General features: G+C 68.0%; 16 protein-coding genes. 12 read left to right on the top strand and 4 right to left on the bottom strand.

What is annotated here, in order from left to right:
- The first annotated feature begins 190 nt into the window (after positions 1-190).
- Positions 191-1147: a thioredoxin gene (gene trxA / locus PO605_RS04605; protein ID WP_016449132.1), complete on the top strand. Its 957-nt coding sequence runs from the start codon at positions 191-193 to the stop codon at positions 1145-1147.
- 63 nt (positions 1148-1210) lie between these two features.
- Here the strand turns inward: trxA and PO605_RS04600 are convergent, their stop codons facing one another.
- Positions 1211-2017, bottom strand: a complete 807-nt coding sequence (locus PO605_RS04600) for an aminotransferase class IV family protein (RefSeq protein ID WP_047473336.1) — start codon at positions 2015-2017, stop codon at positions 1211-1213.
- 99 nt (positions 2018-2116) lie between these two features.
- Between PO605_RS04600 and PO605_RS04595 the strand changes: the two genes are divergently transcribed.
- The gene (locus tag PO605_RS04595) at positions 2117-3028 is read left to right on the top strand and encodes a LysR substrate-binding domain-containing protein (protein ID WP_272206144.1); all 912 of its coding nucleotides are present in this window, start codon (positions 2117-2119) and stop codon (positions 3026-3028) included.
- Positions 3029-3031: 3 nt separating this feature from the next.
- Here PO605_RS04595 and PO605_RS04590 read toward each other — a convergent pair whose 3' ends face one another.
- Positions 3032-3928 (bottom strand): LysR family transcriptional regulator, encoded by an 897-nt coding sequence (locus PO605_RS04590; RefSeq protein WP_017406462.1) that lies wholly within the window; start codon positions 3926-3928, stop codon positions 3032-3034.
- Between the two features lie 94 nt (positions 3929-4022).
- On the opposite strand from PO605_RS04590, the gene PO605_RS04585 reads away from it, so the two are divergent.
- Positions 4023-4883: a DMT family transporter gene (locus tag PO605_RS04585; protein WP_047472388.1), complete on the top strand. Its 861-nt coding sequence runs from the start codon at positions 4023-4025 to the stop codon at positions 4881-4883.
- Positions 4884-4912: 29 nt separating this feature from the next.
- On the opposite strand, the gene PO605_RS04580 is transcribed toward PO605_RS04585, so the two are convergent.
- Entirely contained in the window at positions 4913-5497 is a 585-nt protein-coding gene (locus PO605_RS04580) for a DJ-1/PfpI family protein (RefSeq protein ID WP_016449139.1), read from the bottom strand.
- Positions 5498-5639: 142 nt separating this feature from the next.
- Positions 5640-6563 (bottom strand): phosphoribosylaminoimidazolesuccinocarboxamide synthase, encoded by a 924-nt coding sequence (locus PO605_RS04575; RefSeq protein ID WP_016449140.1) that lies wholly within the window; start codon positions 6561-6563, stop codon positions 5640-5642.
- A 364-nt stretch (positions 6564-6927) separates the two neighbouring features.
- On the opposite strand from PO605_RS04575, the gene hpf reads away from it, so the two are divergent.
- The 9 genes from hpf to PO605_RS04530 all read left to right on the top strand — a co-directional run bounded on the left by hpf (position 6928) and on the right by PO605_RS04530 (position 16905).
- Positions 6928-7287, top strand: a complete 360-nt coding sequence (gene hpf / locus PO605_RS04570; RefSeq protein WP_016449141.1) for a ribosome hibernation-promoting factor, HPF/YfiA family — start codon at positions 6928-6930, stop codon at positions 7285-7287.
- A 155-nt stretch (positions 7288-7442) separates the two neighbouring features.
- The gene (locus PO605_RS04565; RefSeq protein ID WP_016452020.1) at positions 7443-7916 is read left to right on the top strand and encodes a PTS sugar transporter subunit IIA; all 474 of its coding nucleotides are present in this window, start codon (positions 7443-7445) and stop codon (positions 7914-7916) included.
- Positions 7917-7948: 32 nt separating this feature from the next.
- Positions 7949-8905: an HPr(Ser) kinase/phosphatase gene (hprK, locus tag PO605_RS04560; protein ID WP_016449143.1), complete on the top strand. Its 957-nt coding sequence runs from the start codon at positions 7949-7951 to the stop codon at positions 8903-8905.
- A gap of 246 nt (positions 8906-9151) precedes the next feature.
- Positions 9152-11329, top strand: a complete 2178-nt coding sequence (locus PO605_RS04555) for a TonB-dependent receptor (RefSeq protein WP_272206143.1) — start codon at positions 9152-9154, stop codon at positions 11327-11329.
- A gap of 4 nt (positions 11330-11333) precedes the next feature.
- Positions 11334-13100: an enterochelin esterase gene (fes, locus tag PO605_RS04550; protein WP_272206142.1), complete on the top strand. Its 1767-nt coding sequence runs from the start codon at positions 11334-11336 to the stop codon at positions 13098-13100.
- A 53-nt stretch (positions 13101-13153) separates the two neighbouring features.
- Entirely contained in the window at positions 13154-14125 is a 972-nt protein-coding gene (locus tag PO605_RS04545; RefSeq protein WP_349303797.1) for a siderophore ABC transporter substrate-binding protein, read from the top strand.
- A 46-nt stretch (positions 14126-14171) separates the two neighbouring features.
- Positions 14172-15155, top strand: coding sequence for an ABC transporter permease (locus tag PO605_RS04540; RefSeq protein ID WP_047472617.1), 984 nt, complete (start codon positions 14172-14174; stop codon positions 15153-15155).
- A complete protein-coding gene (locus PO605_RS04535; protein WP_047217905.1) occupies positions 15152-16150 on the top strand; it encodes an iron chelate uptake ABC transporter family permease subunit in 999 nt (332 codons plus the stop codon). The genes PO605_RS04540 and PO605_RS04535 overlap by 4 nt, the downstream gene beginning before the upstream one ends.
- Positions 16147-16905 (top strand): iron ABC transporter ATP-binding protein, encoded by a 759-nt coding sequence (locus PO605_RS04530; RefSeq protein WP_034363473.1) that lies wholly within the window; start codon positions 16147-16149, stop codon positions 16903-16905. The genes PO605_RS04535 and PO605_RS04530 overlap by 4 nt, the downstream gene beginning before the upstream one ends.
- The last annotated feature ends 37 nt before the right edge of the window (positions 16906-16942 follow it).

The following is a 16942-nucleotide window of genomic DNA, read 5'->3' as shown; positions in this document are numbered from 1 at the left end:
CTCGTCCCCGGCCGGGCGGCTTGAAATGCACGCAGCCGGCTCCCAACTGGGGTGGTTGCCGTCCATGGCGCCCACGCCATGGAATTGCTGGAGAATCACACGGTCCGCATCGGAGGCATCCGGCCGCCGAACTCCGAACCGCCACAGTTCGCGCGCCCTGGCCGCGCGCCTTGCCACAGGGTCTGATCACATGATTGATGTCACCATTGAGAATTTCGAAGCCGAAGTCGTCGCCGCCTCCATGCAGGTGCCGGTGCTCGTCGACTTCTGGGCGCCCTGGTGCGGCCCGTGCAAGACGCTGGGCCCCATCCTGGAAAAGCTGGAAGTGGCCTACGAAGGCCGCTTCAAGCTGGTCAAGATCGATTCCGACCAGGAGCAGCAGCTGGCCGGCATGTTCGGCATCCGCTCCATCCCGACCTGCATCCTGATGATGGGCGGCCGGCCCGTGGACGGCTTCATGGGCGCCCAGCCCGAAGGCAAGCTGCGCGAGTTCCTGGACAAGCACCTGCCCTCCGAAGGCGAGCTGGCGGCCGAGGCCGAAGCCGACGAGGCCCACCAGCTGCTGGAAGCCGGCGACACGCAGGCCGCCCTGCAAAAGCTGGCCGATGCGCTGGCCGCCGACCCAGCCAACGACGATGCGCGCTTCGACTACGTGCGCCTGCTGATCGCCACGGGCGGCTACGAAGAGGCCGGCGCCCTGCTGACCGAGCCGCTCAAGCGCATTCCCCAGCCCACGCGCTTCGAGGCGCTCAACCAATGGCTGCAGTGCATGCTCTTCGTGCACAACGACGATCGCGGCAACTGGGAGTTTGCCCAGTTCGATGCCGTCATCGCACAGAACAAGCGCGACTTCGACACCCGCTTCGGCAAGGCCCAGGCCCTGGCCGCCGAAGGCCAGTGGGCAGCCAGCATGGACGAGCTGCTGGAAATCATCATGCGCGACAAGGAATGGAACGGCCAGGCCGCGCGCAAGCTCTATGTGGGCATCCTGGAGCTGCTCACACCCCCGAAGCCCAAGAAGCAGGACGCCATCCCCGGCAAGAGCAGCGGCGGCATCGAGCTGCTGGGCAAGGGCGCGGCCGAGCAGGACGAGGCCACGCAGCTGGTCAACGGCTACCGCCGCAAGCTCAGCATGGCGCTGAACTGAGTCCGGCCGCGCGCCGGTGAAGAGACGGGGAGCCTTGCGGCTCCCTTTTTTCATGGCGAGGGCTCAGGGTGCAACCGGCTCCTCGGCCGCATGCGCGCGGTGCAGCAACTGCACGAAGCCGGGCGCATCCGGCAGATGCACATCGGCCAGGCGCCTGACAGCAATGCCGGGGGACCATGAATTCATCACCACGGCGCCGGCCATGTCGGGCAGGTCGGCCAGGGTCAGAACGGCCTCGCGCTGCGCCACGCCCATGCGCTGCAGCTGGCGGCGCAGCATGGACTCGGTCGTGCCCGGCAGCACCTGGGCGCGCGGCCAGACCACGGCATCTCCATCCCAGAAGGCCAGGTTCCAGATGGTGGCCTCGCCAATACGGCCGTGGCGATCGGCAAAGGCGGCATCGTCAAAGCCCTGGGCTACGGCGCGACGCAGCAGATGCGTCTTCGCCACCTCGCCCACATGCTTGAGGTGGGGCAGCATGCGTTCATGCTCGAACAGCGCCAGGCTCAAGGGCCCGGCAGGGCCCGAGGCGGGTGCCGAGGTCCGCACCAGCATGCGCGGCCGCGCATCGGCGGCCGTGAATTCACCGGCAGGCGAGTACACCGTGGCGGTCAGCGACACATCCTGCGGGCCGTTGGCAAGCGCCTTCCGCAGCTGTGCCTGGACATGGTCATCGGACAAGGCCTGGCCGTACAGCTCCAGCGAGGCCTGGCGCAAGCGCTGCAGATGCAGGTCCAGCCCGCGCAGCCTGCCGCCGCGCACCTGCATGGCCGTGAAATGGGCATGGCCTGCAAAGGCCAGGGCGGCGAGTTCGGCCGCCGTCGCGGGCTGTCCATCGATAAGGCTGGTGAAGAAAGAGGCGGTTTCCATGGATTCATCCATCAACAAATTTTCTTGATTGTTCGATGGCGGTTCCAAAAGAGGAAGCAAGTAGTATTCGATGCTCCATCAAGAAAGATTTGAAGATCCATGCGCCAGCTTCCACCGGGCACGCGCGCCCTGCGCAGCTTCGAGGCCGCAGGGCGCCACCTGAACTTCACGCGTGCGGCCGACGAACTGGGACTGACCCCGGCGGCGGTCAGCCACCAGATCAAGGAGATGGAGGAACAGCTGGGCCTCGTCCTCTTCACGCGCAACAGCCGCAGCATGCAGCTCACGCCCGCAGGCAGCGTGCTGCTGGAGGCCACGGCCGAGGCGCTGGGCCTGCTGCGGCGCGCCACCGCCCGGGCGCGCCAGCTGGCCCGGGGCGAGACGCGGCTGCGCCTGTCGCTGGGCGCGCGCTTTGCCACGCAGTGGCTGCTGCCCCGGCTGCCGCGCTTTCGCGCCGCGCATCCGCAGATCGAACTGAGCTTTGACATCAGCGACGAGGTGCGCGACTTCGACGCCGATGACATTGATGCCGGCATCCGCTTCGGCACCGGCCGTGATGCGCACACCCTGGCGGTGCGCCTGTTCGACGCCAGGGTGATCCCCGTCTGCAGCCCGGCCCTGCTGCAGTCCGGCCCGCCGCTGGCCAGCCCCGCCGACCTGCTGGGCCACACGCTGTGCCACGTGGACTGCATGGTGGACGGCCAGGTCTGGCCGAACTGGCCGATGTGGATGGCAGCGGCCGGCGTGGAGGGCCTGGACGCAGGCCGCTGCATCGCATTCACCGACTCCAGCCATGTCGTGCAGGCCGTGCTGGACGGCGGCGCCGTGGGCCTGGTCGAGCAGGACCTGGTGGCCGAAGACCTGGCCCGCGGCCGCCTGGTGCGCCTGTTCGACATCGCCGTGGGCCTGGGCCCGGCCTATGCCTACAACCTGCTCTACCCCCGGCGCAGCCAGGGCCGGCCGGCCATCGAGGCCCTGCGTGCGTGGGTGCTGCAGGAGGCCGGGCTGTAGCGCCTACTTCCGTACGGGATCGGCAAATCGCATCAACCCGCGCACCACGGCCTGCACGGCCGGGTCTTGCTGCGAGGCGCTGCGGCAGGCCAGACCCAGCGGGCGTGTCAGGGCGGGACTCAGCCCGCGCTGCTGAAGGGTGCGGCTGACGGCGTCCATGGGCTCCTCGCGTGGCAGGACGGTGGGACCGTGGCCTGCGGCGACCAGGGCGCGTATGCCTTCGGGATAACTCATCTCCATGCGCGGCTGGGGTAGCAGGCCGGCCTGGGCAAACCATTGCGACAGCAGGCGGTGCATCTGGGTGCCGGCGGCAAAGCCTATCCAGGGCTGGGCGTTGAGCCATTCGGGCGTGATCTGGTCGGGCAGCGGCATCTGCGGCGGCGCGAACAGCTCCATGGGGTCGTTGCGCCAGGCCAGCACCTCGAGCCCCGCAGCCACGGGCTGGGGCAGGCCGACCAGGGCCAGGTCCAGGCTGCCGGCCGCCAGGCGCTGCATGGCCTGGGCCGAGCTCACGACTTCCAGGCGCAGCTCCACGCTCGGTGCGTGCTCGGCCAGCCATTGCAGCAGTTCGGGCAGCAGCAGGGGGCTGACGCCGGCCGAGGCGCCTATGCGCACGCTGGCGCCAAAGCCCTCGGCACGCTTGCGCACCTGGCGCAGCAGGGATTCGCTGTCTGCCAGCAGGCGGCGTCCGCCTTCGGCCAGCAGTTCGCCCGCAGGCGTCAGCTGCGCCTGGCGCTTGCCGCGCACCAGCAGCGGTGTGTCCAGGCGCGCTTCCAGCTCCTGGATGTGCAGGCTGACGGCAGGCGGCGACAGGTGCAGGGCCTGGGCCGCGGCGGCCAGGGTACCCAGGTCGGCCACGGCCACCAGGGTCTGGAGCTGGTCGAGGTTCAGGCGTCGCATCAGGTTTCCTGAAGATAAGGTTCCGAAGATTCGACTTTATCTAATCTGGGTGCGAATCCATCATCCCGTCCCGTATCAGGAACGAGGCCATGGAATGGAATTGAGCAACGCGGTGCTGGCCGCGGCCCTGGGGGCCGCGCTGATGAATGCGGGATGGAACAGCGCCATCAAGCTGGGCGGCGACAAGATGGTCGCCATGGCGCTGACCACGGGGCTGGCCAGCCTGTGGTCTCTGCTGGTGCTGCCCTGGCTGGACTGGCGTGCGGCGGCGCTGTGGGATGCATCGGTGTGGTGGTGGCTGGCGGCTTCGGTGGCCGTGCACACCGTCTACCACTTCGTGCTGCCGCGGGCCTACCAGCATGGCGAGTTCGGCGTGGTCTACCCGGTGGCACGTGGCAGTGCGCCACTGTTCGTCACGCTGGGCGCGGCGCTGCTGGCCGGTGAGTGGCCGGGCGCGACCGGGCTGGCCGGCGTGCTGTGCCTGTCGCTGGGCGTGCTGGCGCTGTCGTTGCGCAGCGGCGCGGCCAGCGGTTATGGCGGCAGCGGCCATGCGCTGGCCACGGGCGCCATGATTGCCTGCTACACGGTCATCGACGGGCTGGGTGCGCGCGCATCCGGTTCCGCGTTGCTCTATGCGGCCCTGCTCACGCTGGGCGATGGCCTGGCCACGGTGCTGATCGTTGCCTGGCGGCGCGGTCCTGCCGTGCTGCGCGCCGATGCACGCACCTGGCGCCTGTGCGCCCTGGCCGCCGCCATGCAGCTGAGCGCCAGCTGGATGGCGACCTGGGCGCTGTCGCAGGCGCCCATGGGGCTGGTGTCTGCACTGCGTGAAAGCAGCGTGCTGTTTGCAGGCTGGATTGCCGCCTGGCTGATGCGCGAGCGCCCGGGCCGCGTGCGCATGCTGGCCTCGGCCCTGGTGTTCGGCGGCATCGTGCTGGTGCGCTGGGGCGGCTGATCCGCCCGGCGCCAACGGCGGCTGCGTGCTCAGCCGTGGCTGATGCGCGTGCCCAGCAGGGACAGGAACTGTGCGATCCAGGCCGGATGGGCCGGCCAGGCGGGGGCGCTGACCAGATTGCCTTCGGTGTGCGCCTGGTCCACGCCGATATCGGCGTAGGTGCCGCCGGCCAGTTCGACCTCGGCACGGCAGGCCGGGTAGGCCGAGCAGGTGCGGCCCTTGAGCACGCCGGCGCCGGCCAGCAGCTGGGCGCCATGGCAGACGGCGGCCACGGGCTTGTTGTTGTCGAAGAAGTGGCGCACGGCGGCGCGCACGGCATCGTAGTTGCGCAGGTATTCAGGGCCGCGTCCGCCGGGGATCACCAGGGCGTCGTACTGCTCGGGCTTGATGTCGGCGAAGCTGGCGTTGAGCGTGAAGTTGTGGCCGGGCTTTTCGCTGTAGGTCTGGGCGCCCTCGAAATCATGGATGGCCGTCTTGATGTGGTCCCCCGCCTTCTTGTCGGGGCAGACCGCGTGCACCGTGTGTCCCACGGCCTGCAGGGCCTGGAACGGGACCATGGTTTCGTAGTCCTCGCAGTAGTCTCCGCAGATCATCAGAATCTTCTTGCCGGCCATGTGCTTGCTCCTTCGAAAAAAGTCAGAGGGAACGAGCATTGTGGCAGTGTCGGTGACGCCAACGTGACCGGCTGCAGAAACGGGCCCGCGCAATGAAAAAGAGAGCCGAAGCTCTCTTTTGCGGGGACAGGCAGGCTGCAGCTCAGGCCGTCAGGCGCTGCAGCGCTTCGCGGTACTTGGCGGCCGTCTTCTCGGTCACCTCCTGGGGCAGGCGGGGCGCCGGGGCGCTCTTGTCCCAGGGCTTGCCGTTGACCTGGGCCTGCTCCAGCCAGTCGCGCACGAACTGCTTGTCGTAGCTGGGCGGGTTCTCGCCCTTGGCCAGCGCCTGGGCATAGCCTTCCACGGGCCAGTAGCGCGAGCTGTCGGGCGTGAGCACCTCGTCCATCAGCACCAGTTCGCCGTTTTCGTCCAGGCCGAATTCGAACTTGGTGTCGGCAATGATCATGCCCTTTTCGAGGGCGATGGCCGCAGCTTCCTTGTAGATGCGGATGGCTGTATCGCGGATCTGGGAGGCCAGCTTCTCGCCGACCATCTCCACCGTGCGCTCGTAGGTGATGTTCTCGTCATGGTCGCCCATCTCGGCCTTGGCGGCCGGCGTGTAGATGGGCTCGGGCAGCTTGGCGGCGTTGGTCAGGCCTTCGGGCAGGGGAACGCCGCAGACCGAGCGCGATTCCTGGTATTCCTTCCAGCCGCTGCCGGCCAGGTAGCCGCGCACCACGGCCTCGATCAGCACGGGCTTGAGGCGCTTGACCAGCATGGAGCGGCCCGTGACCTGGGGCACTTCGGCGGGCGTGACCACGGATTCGGGCGCTTCGCCGGTCAGGTGGTTGGGGCAGATGTGGCCGAGTTTGTCGAACCAGAACAGCGCCATCTGCGTCAGCAGCTCGCCCTTGCCGGGGATGGGCTCGCCCATGATCACGTCAAAGGCCGAGAGGCGGTCCGAGGCCACCATCAGGATGCGGTCATCGCCCACGGCATAGTTGTCGCGCACCTTGCCGCGCGCGAGCAGCGGCAGCGAGGCAATGTTGGAAGTGTGCAGGGCGGAGGGACGGGACTGGGTGGTCATGTGAGGCAAGGGGCAATCTGGCAAAGAGGCTGCAGGGGCCGGAGGGCTGCAAGCGGCACGCGCAGGAGCGCGATTCTACCCAACGGCGCCTCACGGTGACGGACGGCCTGTGGCCACCCCCACCCCAGGGGCGCAGCCTGGCAAACCCGCCGATTGTGCGCCCAATCGCATGGCGCGCAAAACCCGCCTCCAAGGCCCTGCACCGTCCTGCGCTATCGGCTTGCGGCGTTGCTTTTGACCCGACCCGGGCGCATAGTGGATTCGCAAGCAAACGAATGCGCATTCCGGCCTGCAAGCACCTGTCCCGGCGGATCGTCCCCCGGTGGACCGGGCTGTTTCCATCCAGAGCAAGGAGTGTTTAGATATGAATCTGACGATTAGTGGGCATCACCTGGAGGTCACTCCCTCGCTGCGCAGTTACGTCATGGCCAAGCTCGAACGCATTCTTCGACACTTTGACCAGGTGGTGGATGTCAAGGTCTTGCTGACCGTTCATAACCAGAAGGAGAAGGAAAAGCGCCAACGTGCCGGTTGCACGCTGCGCGTCAAGGGCCAGGATCTCTTTGTCGAAACCTCTCACTTCGACCTTTATGCCGCCGTCGACGCGCTGGCTGACAAGCTGGACCGCCTTGTGGTGCGCTACAAGACCCGCCAGCAGGGCAGCCGCTACGGCACGGCCAAGCGGCTCGATGATGCTGGACTGACCCTGGCGTCAGTCGGGTGACAGGTAAGGCGCCGGCCCTGTGCGGGCGCTTACAATACCTGCGTTTTTGTGGCTGATGTGCCACGCACGACCACCGCCCTTCGGGGCGGTTTTTGATGGGGGTCAGGGTTTCCCCACGGTTTCCGGCACTGCGGTGCATAATTGTTTCCCGAACCATGAACCGTCTTGCCTCCATCCTGCCCGCCGCTCAAGTGCTCGTGAGCGTCGACGTCACCAGCAAAAAGCGCGCTTTCGAAGAAGCAGGTCTGCTATTCGAGAGCCTGCATGGCCTGTCCCGCGCACTCATCACCGACAGCCTCTTCGCGCGTGAACGCCTGGGCTCGACGGGGCTGGGCCATGGCGTGGCCATTCCCCACGGTCGCATCAAGGGGCTGACCGCTCCGATGGCAGCCGTGTTCCAGCTGGACCATCCCATTGGCTTCGATGCGCCCGATGAGCAGCCCGTGGGCCTGCTGATCTTTTTGCTGGTGCCCGAAGCGGCGACGCAAAAGCATCTGGAAATCCTTTCTGAAATCGCCGAACTGCTCAGCGACAGCCAGCTGCGCGAGCGGCTGAAGTCCTGCGGCGATGCGGCCCGGCTGCATGGAATGATTGCCGGCTGGCAGTCTTCCGCCGCTCCGCTGGTCTAGACTTTCGTCTTCCCCTTTTCACGGGCCTTGCCATGAGACCCAGTGCCATCAGCGCCGACGTCCTTTTCGAGGAGTTCCGCTCCAGCCTGCGCTGGGAGTGGGTGGCGGGCCTGGGGGCCTCGGAGCGCCGCTTCGACGAGATGGCCGTGCGCTCGGCGCGCTCGGGCGCCGATCTCGTCGGCTACCTGAACTACATCCATCCCTACCGGCTGCAGGTGCTGGGCGAGCGTGAGATCGCCTATCTGACCAACGCCACGCCGCAGGACTGCCAGCGCCGCGTGGCACGCATCGTCACGCTGGAGCCGCCCGTGCTGGTGCTGGCCGATGGCCAGACGGCGCCCGAGGCGCTGCTGTCCATGTGCGAGCGTGCTCACATTCCCATGTTCGCCACGCGCGAGCAGTCGGCCTTCGTGATCGATGTGCTGCGCGCCTACCTGGCCAAGCATTTCGCCGACCGCACGACCATGCATGGCGTGTTCATGGACATCCTGGGCATGGGCGTGCTGATCACGGGCGAGTCGGGCCTGGGCAAGAGCGAGCTGGGGCTGGAGCTGGTGACGCGCGGCAACGGCCTGGTGGCCGACGATGCCGTGGACCTGTACCGCATCAACCAGACCACGATCGAAGGCAAGTGCCCCGAGCTGCTGCAGAACCTGCTGGAGGTGCGCGGCATCGGCCTGCTCGATATCCGCGCCATCTTTGGCGAGACGGCCGTGCGCCGCAAGATGCGTCTCAAGCTCATCGTGCACCTGGTGCGCAAGGAAACCATGGAGCGCGAATACGAGCGGCTGCCAGCCGAGCCGCTGACGCAGGACGTGCTCGGCGTGCCCGTGCGCAAGGTGGTGATCCAGGTGGTGGCGGGCCGCAACATCGCCGTGCTGGTGGAGGCGGCCGTGCGCAATGCCATCTTGCAGCTGCGCGGCATCGACACCTACCAGGAATTCGTGCAGCGCCACCGCCGCGCCATGGAACGCGGCGACACCTTTTAGCGGTCTGCGCCGTCGCGGCGTCCGGCTGCCTGTTGCCGGCGGCCTGTTGCCTGGCCCCCACTGTTTTCCCCGGGATTGTTTGCGGACCGTGCGCCCATGTTTGCGCGCGGTGCGTTGTCGTTGTTTTCTCAAATAAGAATAATTCTCATTTTCTATAATTCGGGCAGATGCCGTATCCGGCCTGTGTCCCGACGGGCTGCGGGCCTGGATGCGGCGCATTTTCTTCCGCCTTGAAAGCCCTCCCGGATGTCCTCTCGTTCCCGCACCGGCCTGCCGCGCGCAGGCGCTGTCAGCCCCTTCGCCCCCGTTTCACCGTTCCACGGCCTGGGCACCATCGCCCGTGTCTGCGCCATGGTTGCCGCTGCCGCTTTGCCCGCCGCCTCCTGGGCGGCCGACGCCGAACTGGGCGAGATCACGGTGCGCAGCACCACCGATCCCCAGGCACTGCCCACCGTGGCGCCGGGCGGCCAGGTGGCCAAGGGCGCGGGCCTGGGCGTGCTGGGCCAGCGCGATGTGATGGATACGCCGTTCAACATCACCTCCTACACGGCCGAAGGCATTGCCGACCAGCACGCGACCACGCTGATGTCGGTGCTGGAAAACGACCCCTCCGTGCGCTTCACCACCAACACCGGCCACGCCTACGAGAACTTCACCATCCGCGGCCTGGGTGTGAATGCCTCGGAACTGGGCTTCAACGGCCTGTACGGCCTGGCGCCCGATGGCCATGTGCCCACCGAGATGATCGAGCGCGTGGAAGTGCTCAAGGGCCCGGGTGCGCTGCTGAGCGGCATGACGCCGGGCGGCGCCGTGGGCGGCACCATCAACCTGGTGACCAAGCGTCCGCTGGCCCGGGACCTCACGCGCGTGACCACCATGCTCAGCAGCTCCTCGCAGCTGGGCCTGCAGGCCGATGTGTCGCGCCGCTTCGGCCCGGAACGCCGCCTGGGCATACGCATCAACGGCAGCACCTCGGGCGGCGATACCGAGATCGACGGCCAGAACCGCCGCCATGGCCTGGGCGCACTGGCGCTCGACTACCAGGGCGACGGTTTCACGCTGGGTCTGGATGCCTACAGCTACCGCTCCAACATCCGCGACGGCAGCCCGATGATGGTCAGCATGCAGAACCTCAAGCAGGTGATTGCAGCGCCCGACGCCAAGACCAATCTCTTCCCGGGCATACGTGCCCAGCAGCAAAGCGATGCGCTGATGCTGCGCGGCTCGGTGGACCTGGGGGCGGACTGGACGCTGTTCGGCTCGGTGGGCAGCGGCAAGCATTCCTATGACGGCATGCTCAACGGCACGCGCGTGGTGATGCGCGCCCAGGGCGACGGCTCGGCCGTGGGTCAGACCTACAACCAGTACGGCTACACCGACAGCATGGCGGCCGAGTTCGGCGTGCGCGGGCGCCTGCGCACGGGCAGCGTGAACCATCTGCTGGTCGCCTCCGTGAACTGGATGAACCAGAAGGGCGGCCGCGCGGCCGTGGCCACCAGCGCCAGCTACATCACCAACATCTACGACCCTGCGCCCATCACGCTGGCCGGCCCCTACGGCGCCATCAAGCAGGAGCGCGACGACGTGCTCAGCAGCCTGGCCCTGGCCGACACGCTGAGCTGGGGTGGCGACACCGTACAGCTCACCGTGGGCGCGCGTCTGCAGCGCGTGAACCAGAAGATGGCGCGCTATGACGAACATGCCATCTCGCCCGCGCTGGGCCTGGTGGTCAAGCCCTGGGGCGATACGGTCTCGCTGTACGCCAACCATGTGCAGGGCCTGAGCGCGGGCTCCATCGTCGGCGCCACCTACGCCAATGCCGGCGAAGTGTTCGCGCCCTACAAGACCAAGCAGTTCGAGATCGGCGCCAAGTGGCGCACGGGTGATTTCACGCAGACGGTCTCGCTGTTTCAGATCGAGCGGCCTTCGTCCGTGGTGGAGACTGCGACCAACCGCCTGCTGATGGATGGCGAGCAGCGCAACCGGGGCCTGGAGTGGAATGTGTTCGGCGAGCCGCTGCGCGGCACGCGCGTGCTGGGCGGCCTGGCCTATACGCAGGCCATCCAGAGCAAGACCCAGGGCGGCGCGCGCGACGGCTACGGCGTCTACGGCGTGCCGCGCTGGACGGCCAACCTGGGCGGCGAGTGGGATGTGCCCGCGCTGCCGGGCGCCACGCTCACCGGCCGCCTGATCTACACGGGCGCGCAATGGGTGAATTCGGCCAACACGCTGAAGATGCCCAGCTGGACCCGCGTGGACGTGGGCGCGCGCTATGCCACCCGCATCGCGGCCAAACCCGTCACCTTCCGCGCCACGGTGGAGAACCTGTTCGACAAGTCCTACTGGGCCGGTAGCTTCAACGACAACTTCGCCACCACGGGCGGCCCGCGCACGGTACGTGTCTCGGCCACGGTGGACTTCTGACGCCATGGCGCAAGCTGCACGACAAGGCCTGTGCGTGGCCGCCTCGCTGCTGTGCCTGCTGGGCGCAGCCGTCCATGCCGGTGAAGACATGACGGCAGCCGCATCGCGGCAGGCCCTGGCCGCACGGCCGGGCACGCTGGCGCCGGGCCAGGCGGCCACAGGGGTCCTGGCTGCCGGTGGGCGCGAGTCCTGGCGCGTCGATCTGCCCGCCGGCCATGTGGTCCAGGGTGAATTCGAGGGGCAGGGCGTGGTCCTCGACCTGGAGGATGCCGAGGGCCGGCACCTGCGTCGCCTGGCCAGGCCTGATGGCGGCGCCCAGTCGCTGATGTGGGTCACGGAGGGAGCCGGACGGCAGCGGCTGGTGGCCAGGCGCGTGGCCCTGGCTGACCCCGGTTCCGGCGGTGAGGCGCAAGAAGCGGGGCGCTTCGCGCTGCGGCTGACCTCCAGCCTGGCGCCTGCCGGCAACAAGGCCTCGGCCACCTCCGAGCCTCCGGCACTGCAAAGCCCGCGGCTGCGGGCTCTGGCGCAGGCAATCCAGCGCGGCGCGGGTGCTGGTGTGGCTGCCGACGCCTTCTGGCGGCGCGTGCAGGAGGAAGGAACACCCATGGTCGAGCCTCTGTCCGAGGGGCACTCCCTGGTCACCTTCCTGTGGCGCGGCCAGCCGCGTGCGGGCATGCAGGGCGTGCGCCTGTTCGGCAGCCCGGCCGGCAACCATGATCCGCTGCAGCATCTGCCCGGCAGCGATGTCTGGTGGGCCAGCTTCCGCATGGCGGACAACGCCAGGCTCAGCTACCGGCTGGCGCCCGATGTGCCGCTGATCGAAGGCTCGGCCATGGAGCAGCGCCGCGCCCTGCTGGCCACGGCGCAGCGCGATCCGCTCAATCCCAAGACCTTCCCGCAGCCGCCCGAGGGCGGCTTCATCGATGTCTTCCAGGGCGCCTCCGTGCTGGAGCTGCCCAAGGCCCCACCCCAGCCCTGGACGGCGCCGCGCGCGGGCGTGGCGCAAGGACAACTGGTGCAGCATCGCCTGCGAAGCCGCGTGCTGGGCAACAGCCGCGATGTCTGGACCTACCGCCCGGCGGGCGGCCAGGCGCCCGAGGCGCTGCTGGTGCTGTTCGACGGCAATGCCTATGCAAAGCAGGTGTCCACGCCCACCCTCATCGACAACCTCATGGCCGACGGCCTGATCCCGCCCACGGCCGTGGTGCTGGTGGACAACGCCAGCCCGCAGGCACGCGGCAGGGAATTGCCGCCCAACACCGCCTTCGCGCGCTTTCTGGATGAGGAGCTGATGCCCTGGGTGGAGGAGCAGGGCCTGGGCCAGCCTGCGGCGCGCACGGTGATCGGCGGCTCCAGCTTCGGCGGCCTGGCCTCTGCCTATGCGGGCCTGGTCAATGCGCGCTGGTTCGGCAACGTGCTGAGCATGTCGGGATCGTTCTGGTGGTCGCCGGCCGGCGAGGTGCCGGGCTGGGTGCAGCGCCGCTATGCCCAGGAGCCGCGCCAGCCCGTGCGTTTCTATCTGGATGCAGGCCGCTACGAGCGTGCACGCGGCGGGCAGGACGGCATCCTGGAAACCAACCGCCACCTGGCCGACGTGCTGCGCGCCAAGGGCTACGAGGTCACGCAGGCCGAGCATGAAACCAGCCATGACTACCTGCAATGGCAGGGATCGCTGGCCTGCGGCCTGGTGGCCCTGCTCAACCCCGGGCGCTTTGCCCAGGGCCTGCCGGCCTGCGAGCGCATGCCGGACAGCACGCCCGCACTTCCCTGAGGCCGCCAAGGCCAATGTTTGAACTTCCTGGCGATACAGCAATCATTGAAAGAATGAACACCTTGAATGCAAATCATTCCCGGCGCCACATCCTGGCGACGATGGGCCAGGGCGCGGGCATGCTGGTCACGCTGCCTCTGGCACTGTCCATGGCCCATGCGCAGACGGCAGCGGTCGGCAAGACCGTGACCGTGCCGCACGCCAAGGGCGAGGTCCAGGTGCCCTTCAAGCCCGTGCGCGTGCTGGTGTTCGAGCTGGCGGCGCTGGACACGCTGCAGGCGCTGGGCGGCGAGGTGCGTGGCGTGCCCGAGTTCAAGATGCCGCCGCTGCTGGCCCGCTATGCCGATGCGAAATACGCACGCATCGGCAGCCTGTTCGAGCCCGACTACGAGGCCGTCAAGGCGCTGTCGCCCGACCTCATCATCGTGGGCGGCCGCTCCGAGGCCAAGTACAAGGAGCTGTCGCGCTTCGCCCCCGTGCTGGACCTGAGCGTCAGCGACCAGCACCAGATGGCCGATATCTACCGCAACATCCGCACGCTGGGCGCCGTCTACGGCCTGCAGGACAAGGCCGAGGCCGAGGTCCGGGCCGTGGAGCAGGCCATCGCCGCGCTGCATGGCAAGGCGCAGAACGCGGGCAAGGGGCTGGTGCTGCTGACCTCGGGCGGCAAGCTCAGCGCCTACGGTCCGGGCTCGCGCTTCGGCATGCTGCACGATGTGTTCGGCGTGAAGCCGGCCATCGACAACCTGACGGTGGCGCGCCATGGGCAGGTGGTCTCCTTCGAGTTCCTGCTCAAGACCAATCCCGACTGGCTGTTCGTCATCGACCGCGACGTGGCCATCGGCCAGGATGGCAAGACCGCCCAGCAACTGCTGGACAACCCGCTGGTGCGCGCCACCAAGGCCTGGCGCGGCAAGCAGGTGGTCTATCTGAACGCAGCCAACTGGTACACCCTGTCCAACGCCGGGCCGGGCGCGCTGAAGGCCAATATCCAGCAACTGTCGGATGCCTTTGCCCGCACATGACGCCAAAGCGTTGAGCCCGCCTGTCGCCACCGCGCACGCCGTGCCCATGTCACGCCCCTCTCGCCAGGCCCTTGCCTGGCTTTTCGCGCTGGGCCTGCTGCTGGCGCTGTCGCTGGCCAGCCTGATGGTGGGCGCGGGCGACATGCACTGGAGCGTGCTGTGGTCGCGCAGCGAGGACGACCTGGCCAGCCAGGTGCTGGTCTACAGCCGCGTGCCGCGCACCCTGGCCCTGTTGCTGGCCGGCGCGTCCATGGCGGTCTGCGGACTGCTCATGCAGATGCTGGCACGCAACCACTTCGTGGAGCCTTCCACCGTGGGCACGGTGGAGTCGGCCAGCCTGGGCATGCTGGCTGCGTTCCTCTGGGTGCCGCACTGGCCGGTGATGGCCAAGATGGGAATTTCGGCCGTGGCGGCACTGCTGGGCACGGCGCTGTTCCTGGCCGTGCTCTCGCGCATCCGGCTGCGCTCGTCGTGGATGGTGCCCCTGGTCGGCCTGGTGCTGGCCGGCGTGCTGGAGGCAGCCGCCAGCTTTCTGGCGCTGCAGTTCGACATGATGCAGGCGCTCAAGTCCTGGTCCAACGGCGATTTCTCGCTGGTGGTTCAGGGCCGCTACGAGTTGCTGTGGTTGTCGCTGGGTGTCACCGCCCTGGCCTGCCTGGCGGCCGACCGCTTCACCGTCGCCGGCCTGGGCGAGAGCTTTGCCACCAATCTGGGCCTGAACTACCGGCGCCTGGTCTGGCAGGGGCTGGTGGTGGTGGCCGTGGCCACTTCCGCCGTGGTGGTCACGGCCGGCAGCCTTCCCTTTGTGGGACTGATCGTGCCCAACGTGGTGCGCCTGGTCCTGGGTGACAACGTCCGCCGCAGCGTGCTGTGGGTGGCGCTGATCGGCGCGGGCCTGACCCTGCTGTGCGATCTGGTCGGGCGCATGCTGATCGCGCCCTATGAAATCCCCGTGGGCACCGTGCTGGGCGTGCTGGGCAGTGCCCTGTTCCTGGCGCTCATCCTGCGCCGCCGCAAGGGCCGTGCATGAGCAGCCTGCCCCAATCCGTTGCTTGCGCCGATCCGGCTGCGCGCAGTTGGGGCCGGGGCCGACGCCTGGCGCTGCTGGGAGGGCTGGCGCTGCTGTGCCTGCTGGCCTTCATGACCGTGGGCGTCAGGACCGACTGGGCCTTCGTGCTGGAGCACCGGGGCGCCAAGGTACTGACCATGGCCCTGGTGGCCTGCGCCATCGGCCTGTCCACCGTGGTGTTCCAGACCGTGTCGCACAACACCATCCTCACGCCTTCGGTGATGGGGCTGGATGCGCTGTACCTGTTCGTGCAGGCGTCCATGGTGCTGATGCTGGGCGCGGCAGGCGTGTCCGCCATGGGCGAGGTCGGGCGCTATGCGCTCAACATCGTGCTGATGGTGGGCTTCAGCGTGCTGCTGATGCGCTGGCTGTTCGTAGGCCATGCCAGCAGCCTGCACCTGATGCTGCTGGTGGGCATGGTGGGCGGCATCTTCTTTCGCAGCCTGGCCGGGCTGGCCATGCGCGTGCTCGATCCCAATGAGTTCACGGCGCTGCAGGACCGCATGTTCGCCAATTTCAACGCGGTGAACCTGCAGCTGCTGGTGCCGTCGCTGCTGCTGATCGCGCTGGGCAGCGCCTGGATCTGGCGCCAGCGCCACGTGCTGGACGTGATCTCGCTGGGGCGCGATGCCGCCATCGGCCTGGGCCTGGACTACGATGGCCGCGTGCTGCGGCTGCTGGCCGTGGTGGCCTGCATGGTGGCCGTGTCCACGGCCCTGGTCGGGCCTGTCATCTTCTTCGGTCTGCTGGTCAGCAACATGGCGTATCACGCCATGGGCACGCGCCGCCATGCCTGGGTGCTGCCTGCGGCCGTGCTCTGGGGCTGCGTGCTGCTCATGGGCGGCCAGGTGCTGCTGGAGCAGCTTTTTCAATTCAATACCGTGCTGAGCATCGTGGTGGAGTTCCTGGGTGGAATCGTCTTCATCGTGCTGCTCATGCGCAAGGGGACCCAATGATCGAGGTGCGTGATCTGCTCAAGCGCCATGGCGGCACGACCGTGCTGCAGGAGCTCAACTTCAACGTGCCCGAGCGGGCGCTGACGGCCATCATCGGCCCCAACGGGGCCGGCAAATCCACGCTGCTGTCCCTGGTCAGCCGCCTCATGCCGATCACGGAAGGCCAGGTGCTGGTGGCTGGCCGCGACGTGGCCACCACGCCCACCGAGGCGCTGGCGCGCATCATGGCCATCCTGCGCCAGGACAACCAGAGCACGCTGCGCCTGACGGTGCGCGACCTGGTGGGCTTCGGCCGCTTTCCGCACAGCAAGGGCCGGCTGGGCCCCGAGGATGTGCGCCATGTGGACGAGGCGCTGGAGTACCTGCAGCTCACGCCGCTGGCCGAGCGCTTTCTCGACGAGTTGTCAGGCGGCCAGCGCCAGCGCGCCTACATCGCCATGGTGCTGTGCCAGGACACGCCTTTCATCCTGCTGGACGAGCCGCTGAACAACCTGGACATGGCCCATGCCGTCAGCATGATGGGCCTGCTGCGCCGCGCCGTCACCGAACGCGGCAAGACCGTGGTCATGGTGCTGCACGACATCAACTTCGCCTCCTGCTACGCCGACCACATCATCGCGCTCAAGGACGGCCGCCTGGCCGTGGCGGGCACGCCGGCCGAGGTCGTGCAGGACGAGGTCCTCAGCACCCTCTACGGCATCCCCGTCAGCGTGCACGAGGTCAAGGGCCGCAGGCTCTGCCATTACTTTGGCTGAACATGCGGTGTTTCGGGCTTGGCGCTTGAACCTGGCG

Origin of the sequence: Delftia sp. DT-2 (genome assembly GCF_028401915.1) — a bacterium.
Lineage (GTDB): Bacteria > Pseudomonadota > Gammaproteobacteria > Burkholderiales > Burkholderiaceae_C > Comamonas > Comamonas tsuruhatensis.
The sequence above is the reverse complement of the archived record's forward strand: the minus strand, read 5'-3'. Positions and strand labels throughout refer to the sequence as shown.

Coding starts and splice junctions, on each gene's coding strand:
- trxA (WP_016449132.1), top strand. CDS start 191: ATGATTGATGTCACCATTGAGAATTTCGAAGCCGAAGTCGTCGCCGCC.
- PO605_RS04600 (WP_047473336.1), bottom strand. CDS start 2,017: ATGGAAACCGCCTCTTTCTTCACCAGCCTTATCGATGGACAGCCCGCG.
- PO605_RS04595 (WP_272206144.1), top strand. CDS start 2,117: ATGCGCCAGCTTCCACCGGGCACGCGCGCCCTGCGCAGCTTCGAGGCC.
- PO605_RS04590 (WP_017406462.1), bottom strand. CDS start 3,928: ATGCGACGCCTGAACCTCGACCAGCTCCAGACCCTGGTGGCCGTGGCC.
- PO605_RS04585 (WP_047472388.1), top strand. CDS start 4,023: ATGGAATTGAGCAACGCGGTGCTGGCCGCGGCCCTGGGGGCCGCGCTG.
- PO605_RS04580 (WP_016449139.1), bottom strand. CDS start 5,497: ATGGCCGGCAAGAAGATTCTGATGATCTGCGGAGACTACTGCGAGGAC.
- PO605_RS04575 (WP_016449140.1), bottom strand. CDS start 6,563: ATGACCACCCAGTCCCGTCCCTCCGCCCTGCACACTTCCAACATTGCC.
- hpf (WP_016449141.1), top strand. CDS start 6,928: ATGAATCTGACGATTAGTGGGCATCACCTGGAGGTCACTCCCTCGCTG.
- PO605_RS04565 (WP_016452020.1), top strand. CDS start 7,443: ATGAACCGTCTTGCCTCCATCCTGCCCGCCGCTCAAGTGCTCGTGAGC.
- hprK (WP_016449143.1), top strand. CDS start 7,949: ATGAGACCCAGTGCCATCAGCGCCGACGTCCTTTTCGAGGAGTTCCGC.
- PO605_RS04555 (WP_272206143.1), top strand. CDS start 9,152: ATGTCCTCTCGTTCCCGCACCGGCCTGCCGCGCGCAGGCGCTGTCAGC.
- fes (WP_272206142.1), top strand. CDS start 11,334: ATGGCGCAAGCTGCACGACAAGGCCTGTGCGTGGCCGCCTCGCTGCTG.
- PO605_RS04545 (WP_349303797.1), top strand. CDS start 13,154: ATGAACACCTTGAATGCAAATCATTCCCGGCGCCACATCCTGGCGACG.
- PO605_RS04540 (WP_047472617.1), top strand. CDS start 14,172: ATGTCACGCCCCTCTCGCCAGGCCCTTGCCTGGCTTTTCGCGCTGGGC.
- PO605_RS04535 (WP_047217905.1), top strand. CDS start 15,152: ATGAGCAGCCTGCCCCAATCCGTTGCTTGCGCCGATCCGGCTGCGCGC.
- PO605_RS04530 (WP_034363473.1), top strand. CDS start 16,147: ATGATCGAGGTGCGTGATCTGCTCAAGCGCCATGGCGGCACGACCGTG.